The sequence below is a fragment of the Rhodococcus sp. TAF43 genome (genome assembly GCF_052113525.1).
In the GTDB taxonomy this organism is placed as follows: Bacteria; Actinomycetota; Actinomycetes; order Mycobacteriales; family Mycobacteriaceae; genus Prescottella.
In genome coordinates this window covers 13,832-29,551 of the sequence record NZ_JBFRDL010000023.1, presented here as the reverse complement: position 1 = coordinate 29,551, position 15,720 = coordinate 13,832, and the positions used below count along the sequence as shown (strand labels likewise).

The 15,720-nt window shown below is 68.9% G+C and carries 14 protein-coding genes and 1 pseudogene; 7 read left to right on the top strand and 8 right to left on the bottom strand.

Going from position 1 to position 15,720, the window contains the following annotated elements:
- Positions 1 to 81 precede the first annotated feature (81 nt).
- Positions 82 to 1,659, top strand: coding sequence for a hypothetical protein (locus AB4Z09_RS15785; RefSeq protein ID WP_441346837.1), 1,578 nt, complete (start codon positions 82 to 84; stop codon positions 1,657 to 1,659).
- A 162-nt stretch (positions 1,660 to 1,821) separates the two neighbouring features.
- Positions 1,822 to 3,411, top strand: a complete 1,590-nt coding sequence (locus AB4Z09_RS15780) for a hypothetical protein (RefSeq protein ID WP_174915041.1) — start codon at positions 1,822 to 1,824, stop codon at positions 3,409 to 3,411.
- Between the two features lie 84 nt (positions 3,412 to 3,495).
- Here AB4Z09_RS15780 and AB4Z09_RS15775 read toward each other — a convergent pair whose 3' ends face one another.
- Complete coding sequence (locus AB4Z09_RS15775; protein ID WP_442240135.1) at positions 3,496 to 4,110, bottom strand: TetR/AcrR family transcriptional regulator; 615 nt, start codon at positions 4,108 to 4,110, stop codon at positions 3,496 to 3,498.
- A gap of 92 nt (positions 4,111 to 4,202) precedes the next feature.
- Here AB4Z09_RS15775 and AB4Z09_RS15770 point away from each other — a divergent pair, with 92 nt between their 5' ends.
- From AB4Z09_RS15770 to AB4Z09_RS15755, 4 genes are all read left to right on the top strand, one after another.
- Positions 4,203 to 5,435, top strand: coding sequence for an acyl-CoA dehydrogenase family protein (locus AB4Z09_RS15770; protein ID WP_442240134.1), 1,233 nt, complete (start codon positions 4,203 to 4,205; stop codon positions 5,433 to 5,435).
- A gap of 8 nt (positions 5,436 to 5,443) precedes the next feature.
- Positions 5,444 to 6,514, top strand: a complete 1,071-nt coding sequence (locus AB4Z09_RS15765) for a phosphotransferase family protein (protein ID WP_442240177.1) — start codon at positions 5,444 to 5,446, stop codon at positions 6,512 to 6,514.
- On the top strand, positions 6,514 to 7,275 hold the full coding sequence (locus AB4Z09_RS15760) for an SDR family oxidoreductase (protein WP_174914154.1): 762 nt from the start codon (positions 6,514 to 6,516) through the stop codon (positions 7,273 to 7,275). Before AB4Z09_RS15765 ends, AB4Z09_RS15760 begins: the two co-directional genes overlap by 1 nt.
- A 185-nt stretch (positions 7,276 to 7,460) precedes the next feature.
- Entirely contained in the window at positions 7,461 to 8,051 is a 591-nt protein-coding gene (locus AB4Z09_RS15755; protein WP_174914152.1) for a M23 family metallopeptidase, read from the top strand.
- A gap of 25 nt (positions 8,052 to 8,076) precedes the next feature.
- Here AB4Z09_RS15755 and abc-f read toward each other — a convergent pair whose 3' ends face one another.
- From abc-f to AB4Z09_RS15720, 7 genes and pseudogenes are all read right to left on the bottom strand, one after another.
- Positions 8,077 to 9,687, bottom strand: coding sequence for a ribosomal protection-like ABC-F family protein (gene abc-f, locus AB4Z09_RS15750; protein WP_442240133.1), 1,611 nt, complete (start codon positions 9,685 to 9,687; stop codon positions 8,077 to 8,079).
- 288 nt (positions 9,688 to 9,975) lie between these two features.
- Positions 9,976 to 10,856, bottom strand: a pseudogene (locus tag AB4Z09_RS15745) (inositol-3-phosphate synthase).
- Complete coding sequence (locus tag AB4Z09_RS15740) at positions 10,849 to 11,415, bottom strand: PadR family transcriptional regulator (protein ID WP_442240176.1); 567 nt, start codon at positions 11,413 to 11,415, stop codon at positions 10,849 to 10,851. Before AB4Z09_RS15740 ends, AB4Z09_RS15745 begins: the two are co-directional and overlap by 8 nt.
- 107 nt (positions 11,416 to 11,522) lie before the next feature.
- Positions 11,523 to 12,176: a DUF1707 SHOCT-like domain-containing protein gene (locus AB4Z09_RS15735; RefSeq protein ID WP_442240132.1), complete on the bottom strand. Its 654-nt coding sequence runs from the start codon at positions 12,174 to 12,176 to the stop codon at positions 11,523 to 11,525.
- On the bottom strand, positions 12,173 to 13,021 hold the full coding sequence (locus tag AB4Z09_RS15730; RefSeq protein WP_442240131.1) for a DUF1707 SHOCT-like domain-containing protein: 849 nt from the start codon (positions 13,019 to 13,021) through the stop codon (positions 12,173 to 12,175). The genes AB4Z09_RS15735 and AB4Z09_RS15730 overlap by 4 nt, the downstream gene beginning before the upstream one ends.
- Positions 13,022 to 13,111: 90 nt before the next feature.
- Complete coding sequence (locus AB4Z09_RS15725; RefSeq protein ID WP_442240130.1) at positions 13,112 to 13,954, bottom strand: DUF1707 SHOCT-like domain-containing protein; 843 nt, start codon at positions 13,952 to 13,954, stop codon at positions 13,112 to 13,114.
- A gap of 2 nt (positions 13,955 to 13,956) precedes the next feature.
- Positions 13,957 to 14,823: a DUF1707 SHOCT-like domain-containing protein gene (locus tag AB4Z09_RS15720; RefSeq protein ID WP_442240129.1), complete on the bottom strand. Its 867-nt coding sequence runs from the start codon at positions 14,821 to 14,823 to the stop codon at positions 13,957 to 13,959.
- Between the two features lie 148 nt (positions 14,824 to 14,971).
- On the opposite strand from AB4Z09_RS15720, the gene AB4Z09_RS15715 reads away from it, so the two are divergent.
- Positions 14,972 to 15,391: a DUF5318 domain-containing protein gene (locus AB4Z09_RS15715; protein WP_174914146.1), complete on the top strand. Its 420-nt coding sequence runs from the start codon at positions 14,972 to 14,974 to the stop codon at positions 15,389 to 15,391.
- The last annotated feature ends 329 nt before the right edge of the window (positions 15,392 to 15,720 follow it).

Genomic DNA, 15,720 nt, shown 5'->3' with positions numbered 1-15,720 from the left:
GTTACCGTGACTGAGCCCGCGCGCCCCTCCCAGGTTTTCCGTCTCCGCGCGCCGTTGGCCGGTGTCGCGGTAGTTGCCGGGCTGTTGGCGTGGGCGCCGGTGGCCGCCGCGGAGACCACGCGCCCGGCTGCCTGCGTGCCGTTCGGCACCGCTCAGCTGCCACCCGGGTTGCCGTCCCAGGGCGGGCGCGACGGGCTCGAGCGTCTCCCGGAGTTCGTCGGGGACAACGCGCCGTCGTCGGTGGAGCTGCGCACACAGACAACACAGTTCAATCGGTTCTGGGACTTCGCCCTGGTCGACGCCGCGTTGCTGACGCGACCGCGGGCCGGATCCGACGCCGAGCCGTGGCGGTACGCGCCGCTGCCCGAATGTCTGCGGGACCGTCTGGTCGGAATCTCGGTGGACGACGACGAGTTGATCGCCGTGGACGACGCCGGGTGGATCTACACGATGGACAACGTGTCGCAGGCTCCGCTGTTCTGGAACTGGACCTCGGCCTTCGGTGCGCCGCTGTGGACCGGGTCGGGCCAGCGGCTGCCGGGCACCGAACCGGGCACGTGGGCGCTCAGTGTCTCGTCGCCGTGGGACAACCAGACCTACACCGATGCCGCGGGCCGCGTGCACTACGTCGGGCTGGGCAAGATGACGATGGTGCCCGCGCTCACCGGCGACGGCAGCCGTATCACCTACGCCGACCCGTGGCTGCCGAACGATCAGAGCTACGAGATCGGCGGCCCGCTCGGCGGCCGGTTCCGGTCGATCGCCCTGTCGTCGGCCGGGTCGACGACGTTCGTCGTGAACGAGTACGGCGACATGTACACCCGCAGTTTCGACTTCGACGCGTCCGGTTCGGACTCGGTGTTCTTCCGCTACAGCTGGGACGACCAGTCCGGCAAGCCCACGGCACCGAACATGTTCGCGGAGTTGCTGGACCGCGACACCGCCGCGATCCAGTTGCCGGGTCAGGACTGGGTGCGCCAGCCCAAGATTCCGGGCGAGATCACGTCGGCGATCAGCGTGCACTCCACCGGCGTCGGCCCCGGCGCCCGCGAGTTGCGGGTTGCGGGACGGCAGGACGGCGGCGCGTCGGGCTTCTGGCACAAGGATCTGGACGCGCCGGCATGGGAGTTCACCGCGACGGGCGCGGACCTGCCCGGCACGCCGCTGGAGAACTCGCCGTTCGACCGGTCGGCGGAGACGCTCGCACCCCCGGCGCCGTGGAATCTGTCGGCGTCGCTCCCCGCCCGCGACACCCTCGTCGACGGGCAGTTCCTCATCGACGCCGGCCTGCCGTACACGCTGGTCGATCCGCGCCTGCTCGACGCCGTCGGCCAGCAGGCGGGACCGTCCGGGTACCGGATTGCGGTGTCGCACTTCGATCCCGCTGCCACCACCCGCGAGGCCACGGTGACGGCGCCCGACGGTGCGGTGATCCCGGTGTTGCTGCACACCGCCGACGGTCTCCGGTTCGAGGCACGCGGACCGGGGCTCGACGATCAGCCGCGGCACCTGGTCGGTGCGATCGAGATCCCGCAGACCGTGTTCGACGCCCGCGACACCGATCCTGCCCTGGATGCCTTCGTCCGGGACTGGATGCGCGGCAAGCAGATCGCACCGATCACTCTCAGTGCGACAGCGAGTGACCTGGTAGTGCGCTGACCCGGCGAGTTTGCGACTCCGTGAATGGCGTGCGTCACACGGTCGACATGAAATGTAACAAACGGTCGGTCAGCTGCTATATCAGAGAACGTGATCGATCGTGTCCTCCGCAGTAAGCGCTCCCCGTCTCGTCTCGCCGCACCCCTCGTGTGCGTGGCGGTGATGACCGGACTGTTGTCCACTGCGCCGACGGCGTCTGCGACGGCGTCCGGGCCCGCGTCGTGCGTACCCGTCGGCACCGCGCAGTTGCCGCCGGGACTGCCCTCGGCGGGTTGGCGGGCGGGACTCGACACCCTGCCGTTGTTCGCCGGCAACCACGCGCCATCGTCGGTCGAGTTGCGCACGCAGACAACGCAGTTCAACAAGTTCTGGGACTTCTCGCTGGTGGACGGCGCGCTGCTGACCCGTCCGCGCGTCTGGACCGGATCGAACACCGAGGCGTGGCGGTACGCGCCGTTGCCGGAGTGCCTGCGGGGCAGGCTGGTCGGTATCTCCGCCGACGACGACGAGTTGGCCGCGATCGACGCCGACGGCTGGATCTACACCATGGACAACGCATCCCAGACGCCGTTGACCTGGAACTGGACGTCGGCGTTCGGCGCCCCGATCTGGACCGGCGGCGGCAAGCGCCTTCTCGGCGGGGCGCCCGGACAGTGGGCGCTGAGCGTCGCCTCTCCGTGGGACAACCAGACGTACGCGGACGCCGCGGGCCGCCTGCACTACTACGGGCTGGCGAAGATGACGATGGTGCCCTCGCTGACGGGCGACGGCAGTCGCATCACGTACGCCGACCCGTGGCTGCCGATCGACGACAGCTACGAGATCGGCGGCCCGCTGGGCGGCCGGTTCCGGTCCGTTGCGCTGTCGTCCTCGGCGTCGACGACGTTCGTGGTGAACAAGTACGGCGACATGTACACGCGGAACTTCGATCCCGACGCGACCGGCTCGGACTCCATCTTCTTCCGCTACAGCTGGGACGACCAGACGGGCAAGCCGACCGCGCCGAACTCGGCGTTCGAGTCGTGGTTCAAGGGGTACGCCGCGATCCAGCTGCCCGCGCAGGACTGGAAGCGTCAGCCCAAGATTCCCGGCGAGATCACCTCGGCGATCAGCGTGCACTCCACCGGCGTCGGGCCCGACGCCCGCGAGCTGCGGGTGGCCGGCCGGTCGGGTGGCGTCGCCGGCTTCTGGCACAAGCACCTGAACGCGCCGTCATGGGATTTCACCGCAACCGGAGCGGACCTGCCCGGTGCGCCGCTGGAGAACTCGCCGTTCGACCGGTCATCGGACACGCTGGCCCCGCCCGCGCCGTGGAACCTGTCCACGTCACTGCCCTCCCGCGACGCGTGGGTGGACGGCCAGGTGCTGGTGGACAGCGTGCTGCCGTACTCGATCCTGGACCCACGCCTGCTCGACCAGGTGGGCCTGCACGCCGGCCCGTCCGGCTACCGGATCTCGATCGACCACTTCGATCCCGTTGCCACCACCCGCGCGGCCACGGTGACCGCGCCGGACGGCACGACCATCCCCGTCGTCGTGCATACCGCGGACGGGCTCCGCTTCGCACCGCGCGGTGCCGGACTGGATGCGCAGCCGCGGCACCTGGTCGGCGCGATCGAGATCCCGCAGTCCGCGTTCGACGCCCGCGCCTCCGACCCCGCCCTGGACGCCTTCGTCCGGGACTGGATGCGCGGCAAGCAGATCGCGCCGATCAGCCTCAGCGCCACCGACACCGATCTCGTGGTCCGCTAGGAACAAACATTTCGGCCTCGCGCCAATCTGTACCTTTCTGTACCTTTTCGAGGGTTGTGTACAAAATTGGCGCGGGCACGGAAGTCATGTCTGCGGCCGGTCCGATTCCCACGGTGCGGGGTGCCCGGGCGGCATCGGCAGCGCGGCGAGGGCGTGGTCGACGACGCCGTCGACGGTGAAGACCGGTTCGATCGTGCGGTCGATGGCGAGGCTCTCGACCATCGACCACCATCCGCGCAGGAGGATCCGTGCCTCGGGGGACGGCTGTGTGTCGGTGGCCTCGAGGGTGCGCTCGACCATGGTGTCCTTCATGTGTTCGCGGATCTCCTGGATCTGCGGGTCGGCGCCGAAGCCGCCGTGGAAGAAGGACTGGTAGTTCGCGCCGTGCCGGTCGATGAACGAGACGAATGCGTGCACGACGGCCCGCAGCGGTTCACCGGACGCGTCGTCGGGGTCTGCCTTCGCGGCGCGCAGCAGGCGCCGGGCGGCCGCGCCGACGACGGCGACGTAGTAGTCCTGCTTGGTCGGGAAGTACCGGAACAGCAGGCCGCGGGAGATGCCGGCCTTCTCGGCCACCAGGTCGATCGACAGCGCATGGATGGGCCGGGCCGCGAGTTCCTGCAGGCCGATCGCGACGAGTTGCCGCTTGCGCTCCTCCGGTGGGAGCCGCCGCCGGGGGGCCGCAGTTTCGGTCGACACGAGATGACACCGTCCAGGATCTTGATTGCGGGGCAAGTCTACGTTTAGGTTAACTGAGCAATGCTCAGTTAGTCGACGGCACGGAGGCTGGCATGGATTTCGCACAAAGCGCGCGGTCGAAGGAGTACCTCGATCGACTGCGGGCGTTCATCGCGACCGAGGTCGCGCCCGTCGAGGCGCGACTGCGGGCCGAGCGGGTGGCACCGTTCGCGCAGCGCGCCGACGTCCCCGGTGCCGCGATGTGGCAGGTGTCCGAYGAGTTCCGCGCGCTGCAGGCCGAGGCCCGCGCGCAGGGCCTGTGGAACCTCTTCCTGCCCGACGCCGAACTCGGCGCCGGCCTGACCAACGTCGAGTACGCCCCGCTCGCCGAGGAGATGGGACGCTCGCCGTTCGTCTCCGCGATCTTCAACTGCGACGCCCCCGACACCGGCAACATGGAGGTGCTGTACCACTACGGCAGCGCCGAGCAGAAGGAGCGCTGGCTGACACCGTTGCTGGACGGTGAGATTCGGTCCGCGTTCTGCATGACCGAGCCCGACGTCGCGTCGTCCGACGCCACCAACATGGCGGCGACCGCCGTCGTCGACGGTGACGAGGTGGTGCTGGGCGGCCGCAAGTGGTGGAGCACCGGGATCGGCAGCCCCGACTGCAAGATCCTCATCTTCATGGGTCTCACCGACCCGGAAGCGACCAAGCATCAACGGCATTCGATGGTGCTGGTGCCGATGGACACCCCCGGTGTGAAGGTCGAGCGGATGCTCTCGACGATGGGCTTCTACGACGAACCCGGTGGGCACGGCGAGGTGTCGTTCACCGACGTCCGGCTGCCGTTGGACGCGATCATCGCCGGTCCCGGACGGGGATTCGAGATCGCGCAGGGCCGGCTCGGGCCGGGCCGCGTGCACCACTGCATGCGCCTGATCGGCCTGGCCGAGGCCGCACTCGAACTCGCGATCCGCCGCGGCACCGAACGCGTCGCCTTCGGCAAGCCGCTGGTCAACCTCGGGGGCAACCGCGAGCGCATCGCCGACGCCCGCATCGCGATCAACCAGTTGCGGCTGCTGGTGCTCAACACCGCCTGGCTGCTCGACACGCAGGGCCTGTTCGGCGCGCGGTCCGCCGTCTCCGAGATCAAGGTCGCCACCCCCCGCGTGGTGCAGCAGGTGATCGACTTCGCAATCCAGATCCACGGCGGCGGAGGGCTTTCCGAGGACTTCCCGCTCGCCGGTGCGTGGACGGCGGCCCGTGCGCTGCGCCTCGCCGACGGCCCCGACGAGGTCCACCAGGGTCTGGTCGCCCGCTTCGAGCTGGGGAAGTACCAGTGAGCCCGAAGATGCCGGCGCTGCCGGACAACGCGCGCACCGTCCGCGGCGAGGACGCGTTCGACGTCGATGCCGTCGCACAGTGGTTGCGGGACAACGGCTCCGCTGAACTCGAAGGCGTGCCCGAGGTGCGCCAGTTCGCGGGCGGGGCGTCCAACCTGACGTACCTGCTGCGCTACCCGGATCGCGACCTGGTGCTGCGCCGTCCGCCGGCCGGCGCGAAGCCGTCGTCCGGGCACGACATGGTCCGTGAGTACCGCATCCAGTCGCTGCTCGCGCCCGTGTACCCGCACGTGCCGGCGATGGTGGGCCTGTGCACCGACCCGTCGGTGCTCGGCAGCGACTTCTACGTCATGGGACGCGTCGAGGGCGCCATCCTGCGTTCCGCTCCCCCGGCCGAACTGGGGCTCACCCCGGAGAACACGCGTGAGCTGTGCCTGCGGGTGATCGACCTGCTGATCGAACTGCACGGCGTGGACCCGGCGTCGGCGGGCCTGGAGGAGTTCGGTCGCGGCACAGGGTACGTCGCCCGCCAGGTGGCCGGTTGGACCAAGCGTTACGCGGCCGCCCGCACCGACAACGTGCCGGACTTCGCGCGGGTCGCGAAGTGGCTCGACGACAACCGGCCGGCCGACGTCGCCTCGCGGGTGATTCACGGCGACTTCCGGCTCGACAACATCGTGCTCGGCGACGACCTGCGGCCCCGCGCCGTCCTGGACTGGGAGCTCGCCACGATCGGCGATCCGCTGATGGACCTCGGCTCGAGCCTGGCGTACTGGGTGCAGGCCGACGATCATCCGATGATGCAGGCCACCAAGCGGCAGCCGTCGGACCTGCCGGGCATGCTCACCCGCCGCGAGATCGTCGACTACTACGCCGAGCGCACCGGGCTGCCCGTCGACGACTGGGGCTTCTACGAGGTGTTCGGGCTCTTCCGTCTCGCGGTGATCGCGCAGCAGATCTACTACCGCTACCACCACGGGCAGACCACCAACCCGGCGTTCGAACACTTCTGGATCGCGGTGGGCTACCTGGACACTCGCTGTAACGAACTGATCGACACGATGACGGAGGGCAAGTAGTGGGCAGCCGCGCGCCACGCAGGAACATTCTCATCACGGGCGCCAGCTCGGGTCTCGGCCGCGGGATGGCCCGCGAATTCGCCGCGCGGGGACGCAATCTCGCGCTGGCGGCCCGCCGGACCGAGCGGCTCGAGGAGTTGCGCGACGAACTGCTCGCCGCGCATCCCCGGATCCGAGTGGCAATCCGCAAGCTCGACGTCGACGTTCACGACCAGGTGTTCAGCGTGTTCACCGAGTTCGACGAGGAACTCGGCGGCCTGGACCGGGTGATCGTCAACGCCGGCCTCGGCAAGGGGCAACCGTTGGGCACCGGGTACTTCCGCGCCAACGCAGCGACGGCGCGCACCAACTTCCTTGGTGCCCTCGCGCAGAGCGAGGCGGCGCTCGAGTTGTTCCGCCCGCGGGACGCCGGACACGTGGTGCTGATCTCGTCGGTGAGCGCGATGCGCGGCATGCCGCGCAACCTCACCACCTACGCGGCGTCGAAGGCGGGGGTCGCGGCGCTCGGTGAGGGCATGCGGGCGGATCTGGCGAGGACCGGCATCGACGTCAGCACCATCTTCCCGGGCTTCATCCGCTCCGAGATCAACGAGAAGGTGAAGAAGGTGCCGTTCATCGTCGACACCGAGACCGGTTGTCGCGCGCTGGCGGCGGCGATCGAGAAGGAACCGAACAAGGCCTACGTCCCGGCGTGGCCGTGGTCGCCGGTGTCGATGGCGATGAAGGTGCTGCCGCTGTCGGTGGTGTCGAGGATGGCGTAGGTCGGCGCGGACGGCGGTATCCCCCTGACCTGCACGGATCGAGAAACCGGTCGGTTTATAACGCGCCAAGATAAATATTCGATAACGCTCGACGGATTGATATAGCTTCGTTACCCTTTTGTGACGGGCCCCATGGGAGCACCCCTCCTCGGGCCGATGGGCAAGACACAAATGAGGTAATACCCGTGGGCAAGCACCACCAGCCATCGCACCGTTTCGTTCGCAAGATCAACCCCTCCGAGTCCGCCGCCGGCCGCCGGTCGCGGAAGGCGGCGGCATTCGTGGCCATCGCCGGGACCCTCCTCGTCGGAGGGACGCAGCTCGGCGCCGCCACCGCCTCCGCGGCCCCCGCGGCCGGCTTCGTCCACAGTGTGGTCTCGAGTTCCGCTGTGGTACAGCCGGTTTCCGGCACCCTGACATCCGGCTACGGCCCGCGCGGTGGCAGCCACCACGACGGCATCGACATCGGTGCGAGCATCGGCACACCGATCTACTCGGCCGCCGCCGGATCCGTGATCTCGGCCGGCCCGGCCTCCGGATTCGGGCAGTGGGTCCGCGTGCAGCACAACGACGGCACCATCACGGTGTACGGCCATGTCGACACCTACCTCGTCAGCGTCGGCCAGCGCGTCACCGCGGGCCAGCAGATCGCCACGGTCGGCAACCGCGGTCAGTCGACGGGTCCTCACCTGCACTTCGAGGTCTGGGATCCCAGCGGCCGGCAGGTCGATCCGCAGGTCTGGCTGCGGAGCAACGGCGTCCACCCGACGTGGTGACCGGCCCGCTGATCCGGTAGTCGGGTCACAGCGCGAGGTGGTCGCCGCGGAATCGTCGACGCATCCGCCTGTCATGGGTCACCAGGACGACGGTGCCCGCGAACGCGTCGAGCGCCTGCTCCAACTCCTCGACCAGCGCCGGCGACAGGTGATTGGTGGGCTCGTCCACCAGCATCAGGTCGGCGCCGCTGGTGACCAGCAGCGCGACCTCGAGGCGTCGGCGCTGGCCGAACGACAGATCCGCCAGCGGTCGATGCAGATCGTCGGGCCGGAACAGGCCCAGCGAGAGCAGTTCCGCGGCCGCATCCTCCACGTATCCGGGTCGCTCGGCGGCGAACGCCTGCGACAGCGTCGCCGCCGCGGGCCATGCACGTCCCTTCTGCCGCAGGAATCCCACCCGCGCGGGCGCGTGAACGTCGCCGCTGTCGGGGACGACCTCGCCCGCGATCACCCGCAGCAGCGTCGTCTTGCCTGCGCCGTTGGGGCCGGTCACCAGGAGGCGACCTCCGGGCCGCACCTCGAGGTCGGGGACCGTCAGCCGTGAGCCGACACGCACCTCGTGCAGCCGCACCAGCGGGCCCTCGGGCGACTGCGGGACCCACGCGGACAGCGACGGGGTGAATCGCAGCGGATCCGGCGGTAGCGCAACCTCGTTCAGCGTCAGCCTCCCGATCCGCTCCTTGGCGTTGCGGATTCGTCCCATCGCCCCGTGAGCACGACCGCGGGCCCGGAACGCGCCGTGGCCGAACCCCGCCTTGTCCTGTTTGCGGGGGATCGCCTCCAGTCGAGACGCATTCGCCTCGACGAGTCGTGCGTTGCGGGCGAGTTCGAACCGCCAGTCGTCGTACTCCTGCAGGTGCCGCCGCCGCTCGGCCGCCTTCGCGGTGAGATACCCGTCGTAGCCGTCCCCGTAGCGCCGGACACCCCGGTCGGCGACCTCGAGGATCACCGGCGTCAGACGCGCCAGGAACTCGCGATCGTGCGTCACCGCCACCACGGTTCCCCGGTGGCCGAGCAGACGCTCCTCGAGCCACGCGACGGCGGCGTCGTCGAGGTCGTTGGTGGGTTCGTCGAGCAGGAGCAGTTCGACGTTCGAGGCCAGACTCGTGGCGAGTGCCAACCGGGCCTGTTCCCCGCCCGAGAGCGTGCCGAGCCGACGGGACCGGTCGAGGTGCGGCAGGCCGAGCGCGTGCAGGCCGCCGTCGACCCGATCGTCGACCGTGTAGCCGTCGACAGACTCGAAAAGGCTTGTGGCATCGGTGTATTCGGTGAGCAGGATCGGCAGTTCGTCGGCGTCGGCGCTGGACAGGCGCCGTTCGATGCCGCGGATCCGCGCTTCCAGTGCGCGCACGTCGCGGAGGATGTGATCGATCGCAGCCTGGACCGTCGCATCGTCGGGCAGGTCCAGCGACTGCGCGGCGTACGCGACGCCACCCGGTGCGACGACGCGGACGTCACCGTTGTCGGGGGGTGTGCGTCCGGCCAGCAGTGCGAGCAGGGTCGACTTGCCGGAGCCGTTGTCGCCGACGACACCGACCTTCTCGCCCGGCGCGATCGCCAGATCGACACCGTCGAGGACGACGCGATCGCCGAAGCGCTTCGAGACGGCGCGGAGGGAGGATTGAGGAACGGGCATGGTGCGGTCCTTGCCCCCGGAACAGGTCCGGGTGATCGAGAGGAATGAGTCCTCGCACGACCGACCCGTCCGAACGGAGGTGCGTGCGCCCAGGACTCGCCGCGGAGCATGCTCGACGCGGCGTCCCGATCTAGGAATTCAGTGTGCCCATGCCGACGAAGGTAACACCGGCGATCCGTACCGGCCACCGATTATCCGCGGCCACACCGAAACCGGCTCGAAAACACCTGTGGCGGTGGATGAGTCCGGAGACTCACCCACCGCCACAGGTGCGTTGTACGGCTGGTTCTACTCGGCGCCGATGATGAAGGCCTCGAGCTCGGTGCGAGCCTTGTCGTCGGCCATCTGGACCGGCGGGGACTTCATCAGGTATGCCGAGGCCGGCAGGATCGGGCCGCCGAGGCCGCGGTCCTTGGCGATCTTCGCTGCACGGATGGCGTCGATGATGATGCCGGCCGAGTTCGGGGAGTCCCAGACCTCGAGCTTGTACTCCAGGTTCAGCGGGGCGTCACCGGGTATGTGCGGTCCAGCACCACGCCGCGGTCCTCGAACAGCTTCGCCATCACGCGGTGGGTGATGGTGGCGCCGACCTGGCTCTTGATGTCGTCGCCGACGATCGGGACACCGGCCGCGCGGAACTTCTCGGCCCACGCCGGGTCGGAGGCGATGAAGACGGGCAGCGCGTTGACGAACGCGACACCGGCGTCGATGCAGCACTGCGCGTAGAACTTGTCGGCCTCTTCCGAGCCCACCGGCAGGTAGGACACGAGGACGTCGACCTTGGCAGCCTTGAGCGCGGCGACGACGTCGACGGGCTCGGCGTCGGAGACCTCGATGGTCTGCGCGTAGTACTTGCCGATGCCGTCGAGCGTCGGGCCACGCAGGACGGGGACGTCCAGCGGCGGGACGTCGGCGATCTTGATGGTGTTGTTCTCGCTGGCGTTGATCGCCTCGGACAGGTCGAACCCGACCTTCTTGGCGTCGACGTCGAAGGCGGCGACGAACTGGACGTCGCGCACGTGGTACTGGCCGAACTTGACGTGCATCAGGCCGGGGACGGTGGAGTTCTCATCCGCGTCCTTGTAGTACTGCACGCCCTGGACCAGGGACGAGGCACAGTTACCCACGCCCACAATGGCTACGCGCACCGCGGTGCTGTTCTCACCCATGGTCGGGTTCTCCTTCGTTTTTCTTGGGTGCTGTTGCTGTTGATGATTGTTCGGCGGCGATCAGCTCGTTCAGCCACCGCACTTCCCGTTCGCTCGACTCGAGACCGAGCTGATGGAGCTGGYGGGTGTAGCGGTCGAGTGATCCGGTGGCCCGCCCGACGGCGTCCCGGAGACCCTCACGGCGCTCCTCGACCTGACGTCGCCTGCCTTCCAGAATCCGCATCCGCGCCTCGGCGGGGGTGCGGCTGAAGAAGGCAAGGTGCACGCCGAACCCGTCGTCGGTGTAGTTCTGGGGCCCCGTGTCCGCCACCAGCTCGGAGAATCGTTTCCGACCGGTGGGGGTGAGCTCGTACACGCGACGCGCCCGGCGCTTGACGGTGCCGTCCGCGCCGGCGTCCTCGGCGATCAACCCGTCGGCCTGCATGCGCCGAAGGGTCGGGTAGAGCGAGCCGTAGGAGAAGGCGCGGAACGCACCGAGCAGGCCGGTCAGCCGCTTGCGCAGCTCGTATCCGTGCATGGGTGACTCGAGGAGCAGCCCGAGAATTGCGAGCTCGAGCAAGATCACACCCCCTGAGTGTCCCGAACATAACCGATAGATGCGATTGCCAACTATATCGCACCGATATATACGGGCACACAGTTGAGCGAAAACAGCAGGTGGAAGACCTACTGGTCGGATCGGTAGACGCTGCGGACGGCGCCGTCGAAACCGACCGTCAGGAAGCCACTGGCGCCCGAGGTCTCGTTCTTCAGGTGGATGTTCACGACCGGCCCGTCGTCGCCGCGCTTCGCGTCCAGGAAGATCTGGGTCGGGTCGCTCACCCGGAGTGTGCGATCGGCGCCGTAGACGAGCCCGATCAGCTGGGGGACGTTCGGGCGGAGTTCGGTGAGGTCGACGGGTACGCCCTCGGTGCGGCCCGGCGAGGTTCCGGTGTCCGTCAGCTGTCCGTCCTCGTACCGATACGACTGCTCGCTACCGGGCGCACCGGGAACCGGACGCGAGATCGACGCGTACCCGGGGTAGATCGTCAGGCTGTCGACCTCCGAGTCGCCCAGTTGCCGGTCGATGTCGTCGAGCATCTGCCCGAGCCCCGCCGCGGTGATCAGCTCGGTGCCCACCTTGGGGCCGGCCGGACCGGCATGATCCCGATTCGAGGTGACCACGACGATGCCGCACACCACGACGACGGCCGCCGCGAGCGCGACGATCCAGCGGGTGCTCTGCGGCTGTGGCGACGGCGCGACGGTGTCGCTCGGCGCCTGCAGGTCTCGGACGAGTCGATCGAGGTAGTCCGGGGTGCGGCGGTTCGGCATGCTCATCGCCCCTGGGCCGGCGAGACGTCGACGACGGTGCCGTCCATCCGCGTGTCCACCATTCCCGTCTGCTTCTCGTGGTCCTCGAACAGGTAGCTGACCAGGCCCTCGCCCGCCGTCGAATCCGGTCGCACGAAGATGTGCTCGACCTGGGCCGCCGGCATCCCGACACGGCCCGGCCCGGTCGTGAGCACCTCGGCGAGTCGGTCGACGTCGAGGTCCGCGAGGTCGACCGTGGTGGTGTCCAGGGGTCGCGAATCGGGCTCCCGCACCGTCGAGAACCCGCCGCGGAAGCTCCAGTCCTGTGCGCGATGCGGTTGGCCGTCCAACATCCGGGTGAAGAACACGTAGGTCGGGTAGAAGATCACGTCGTCCACCTGCAGATCACCGAACTTCAGCTCGTACTGACGCAGGAAGTCGCGGATCCCCTCGGGTGAGCGAGGATCGAGCGGCTCGACCACGATCGGCTGCGGCTCGCCGGGCGCGACAGGGGCCGGTTCGGCGGCGACGACCGCCTCGGGCGCCGCGGCGTCGCCTCGATTCGTGTACATCACCGTTCCGCAGATCGCCACGACCGCAACCACGATCGCGGCCACAGCGCGACCCGGGACACGTCTGCGAGGTGCCGGCGTGGCCTCCCGTGCGGCTTCGACGAGATGCTCGGGAATCTGCAGGTCCTCGACGAGAGAGGCGAGTTCCCCGAGCGTCTTGGCCTTCATGGCCTGCGCGGTCCGGGTCTGATACTCGGTCGGATCGAGCTGCCCCTCGCTGTATCCGGCGTCCAGGAGTCCACAGGTCTGGGCGCGATCGATGTCGCGCGCGCGGGCTTTGGCGGAGACGGGGGCGGACACGTCCGTGATCCTAGGAAACCGTTCGGATTGTTGTGCAACCACGTCCGAACCGACGAACTACACGGGTGGAGAAGATCGAGCACGAAGTGCCTACTGGTCGGCTCTACGGACTTCCAGAATCTCGCCGTCGAAACCCATGGTCAGCCACCCGTTGGCCGCGATGTCCTGATTGGACGCCAGGATCTCGACGGCCGGTATGTCGTCGGAGCGGTCGCGCTCGATCGACAGATGGACCGAGTCCGGGTTCGGCACTGCGACGCTCCGCTCGATCCCGCGGACCAAGCCGATCAGCTTGGGCAGGTTCGGCCGAAGTTCCGCGAGGTCCACCGGAACGGTGGGTGTGCGGGTTCCACCGTCGTCGGGACCGTCGAAGGTGGGACTCCCGGATTCGATCTCGTAGCTGTACCTCTCGCTCCGGCCAGGCTTTCCCGGGACAGGGCGAACGATGTCGGCACGCTCGGGGTACACGCGCAGCTCGTCGACCTCCAGGCCGCCGAGCTTCTGCTCGAGGGTGTCGAACAGGCGGTTCATCTCGGTGAGCGTCAACAGGTCGGACGATTCCGCATCGACGGCGGCGACGCCCGGGGCGGCGGAAGGCGCGTCTTCGCCCGACTGCGTCAGGACCACGGCCCCGCCCACCGTGAGCACGGCCGCGATACCGAGAGCGGCGATCCACCGCATGCTCCGGTCCCGCGGTGGGGCAGGAACCGCATTCGACAGCTCCCGCGGAACCTGCAAGTCCCGAACGAGGCGGTCCAGATCGCCCAGCGTGCGTGCCGTCGCCGCGGATTCCAGGCGGGCGCGGTGTTCGTCCTCGGACAACTGGCCGGTGCCGCGCGCCGCGTCGAGCACCTCGCACACACCGTCGCGGTCGCTGTCACGGGCGCGTAGGCGCAGGGAGGTCGCGAGGTTTCGGCGTTCGGTCGGTGTCATCGTCACCTGTCCGCAGTTCGGACGTCGATCTCGTCGCCGCCGAGTGTCGTGTACACGCTGCCGGATCGCTTGTCAGGGCTCTCGACGCTGATCGCCACCTCGACCTCGCCGCTGGTGGTGCGTACGTCGATGTCGCCGATCCGGCCGGTCGAGAGCCGTACCCGATCCGGGGCCGTGGCGAGGTTGGCCGCCAGCCGGTCGAGATCGATGTCGGCCAGGTCGATCGCTTGTGTGTCGGGGCCTCGCCCATTCGGGGTCATCGACGGCTTGAACCCGTTCATGAAGTCGTACCGCTGGTACAGGTGTGGTGCCCCGTCGACCGCGCGGTCCACCGACGCCCGCTCGGGGTAGAAGATGGCGCGATCGACCAGGGTGTCCTTGAACTTGGCGCGGTATCGGTCGATGAAAGCCCGGATCCCCTCGACGGTGGTCGTGTCGATCGGCTCGATCACGATCGCGTCGGGCTCGCCCGGAATCGGTGCCGGCAGCGGCGCGGGTTCCTCGGCCGCGGCAACGACCTCCGGCGCGGCGGGCGTCTGCGCGGTCTCGTCGTCGCGTGCGACGAAGAACACGGTCCCGATCACGACGGCGACGGCCGCGATGGCCGCGGCGATCACCGGCCCGCGCCGTAATCGACGGGGTGCGGTGGCGGTCCGGAGTGCGGTCTCGACGAGGTGCGCGGGAATCTGCAGGTCGGACACCAGCGCGTCGAGTTCACCGAGCGTCTTGGCCTTCATCGCGGCGGCGGTGCGGGCGTCGTACTCGGTCGTGTCGAGCTGGCCCTCGCTGTATCCGGCGTCGAGCACTCCGCAGGTCTGCGCGCGATCGATATCGCGCGCACGAGTACTGGAGGAAGCCTGCCCGGACACGGTCGTGATCTTAGGAAACCGCTCGGACGGTCGCCCGGCGCCACCCGTTTCCGGCGGTACCGTCGCATGTCAAGACCTTGTGTTCGTCCCCACGTGCGGCGCCTCCCGGCACACCCCGCCGACGGGTGACGCACGTACTCTGGTCTCCGTGCGGATACAGCGGCAGGTCGTGGACTACGCGCTGCAGCGCCGGTCCCTGCTCGCCGAGGTCTACTCGGGGCGGACCGGCGTGACCGAAGTCTGCGATGCGAGCCCCTACCTGCTGCGTGCGGCCAAGTTCCACGGCCGCAGCAGTTCGGTGATGTGCCCGATCTGTCGCAAGGAAGAGTTGACCCTCGTATCTTGGGTGTTCGGCGACAAACTGGGCCCGGTGTCGGGCTCGGCGCGGACACCCGAGGAACTGGTTCGTCTGGCCGCGACCGAGGAGGAATTCTCGGTCCATGTGGTCGAGGTGTGCCGCACATGCAGCTGGAACCACTTGGTCCAGTCCTACGTTCTCGGTGCGGTACCGGCACCGAAGCGGCCGAGGAGGACGTCCTCACCGCGCCGCCGCACCGCCAGTGAGTAGTAGTGAACCGACAGCGTAGGAAGCCGACAGCTGTGCCCACCGACCGACGCAACCGAGGACTGCCCACAGTCACCCGATTACTGGAGATTCGTACGTGAGTTCCCCCAACAACCCCCAGGGTCGACCTACCGGACCGCGGCGTCCGAACGGCCCGCAGCAGAGTGGACGACCGGCCGGGCAGCAGCCCGGCCGTCCCGTGGGTGGCCCCGGGGGCCCCGCGCCGCGCCGCAACCCGGGTCCCCAGCAGGGCGGTCGCCCGGCTCCACGGCAGCCGCAGCAGGGTGGTCGTCCACCGCAGGGAGGCCAGCGCCCGCCGCAGGGGGGACCGC

What these genes read in the sequence shown, in the direction of transcription:
- abc-f (WP_442240133.1), bottom strand. Translation starts at nt 9,687, where the DNA reads ATGCCCGTTCCTCAATCCTCCCTCCGCGCCGTCTCGAAGCGCTTCGGC.
- AB4Z09_RS15725 (WP_442240130.1), bottom strand. Translation starts at nt 13,954, where the DNA reads ATGACACCGACCGAACGCCGAAACCTCGCGACCTCCCTGCGCCTACGC.
- AB4Z09_RS15765 (WP_442240177.1), top strand. Translation starts at nt 5,444, where the DNA reads ATGCCGGCGCTGCCGGACAACGCGCGCACCGTCCGCGGCGAGGACGCG.
- AB4Z09_RS15735 (WP_442240132.1), bottom strand. Translation starts at nt 12,176, where the DNA reads ATGAGCATGCCGAACCGCCGCACCCCGGACTACCTCGATCGACTCGTC.
- AB4Z09_RS15780 (WP_174915041.1), top strand. Translation starts at nt 1,822, where the DNA reads ATGACCGGACTGTTGTCCACTGCGCCGACGGCGTCTGCGACGGCGTCC.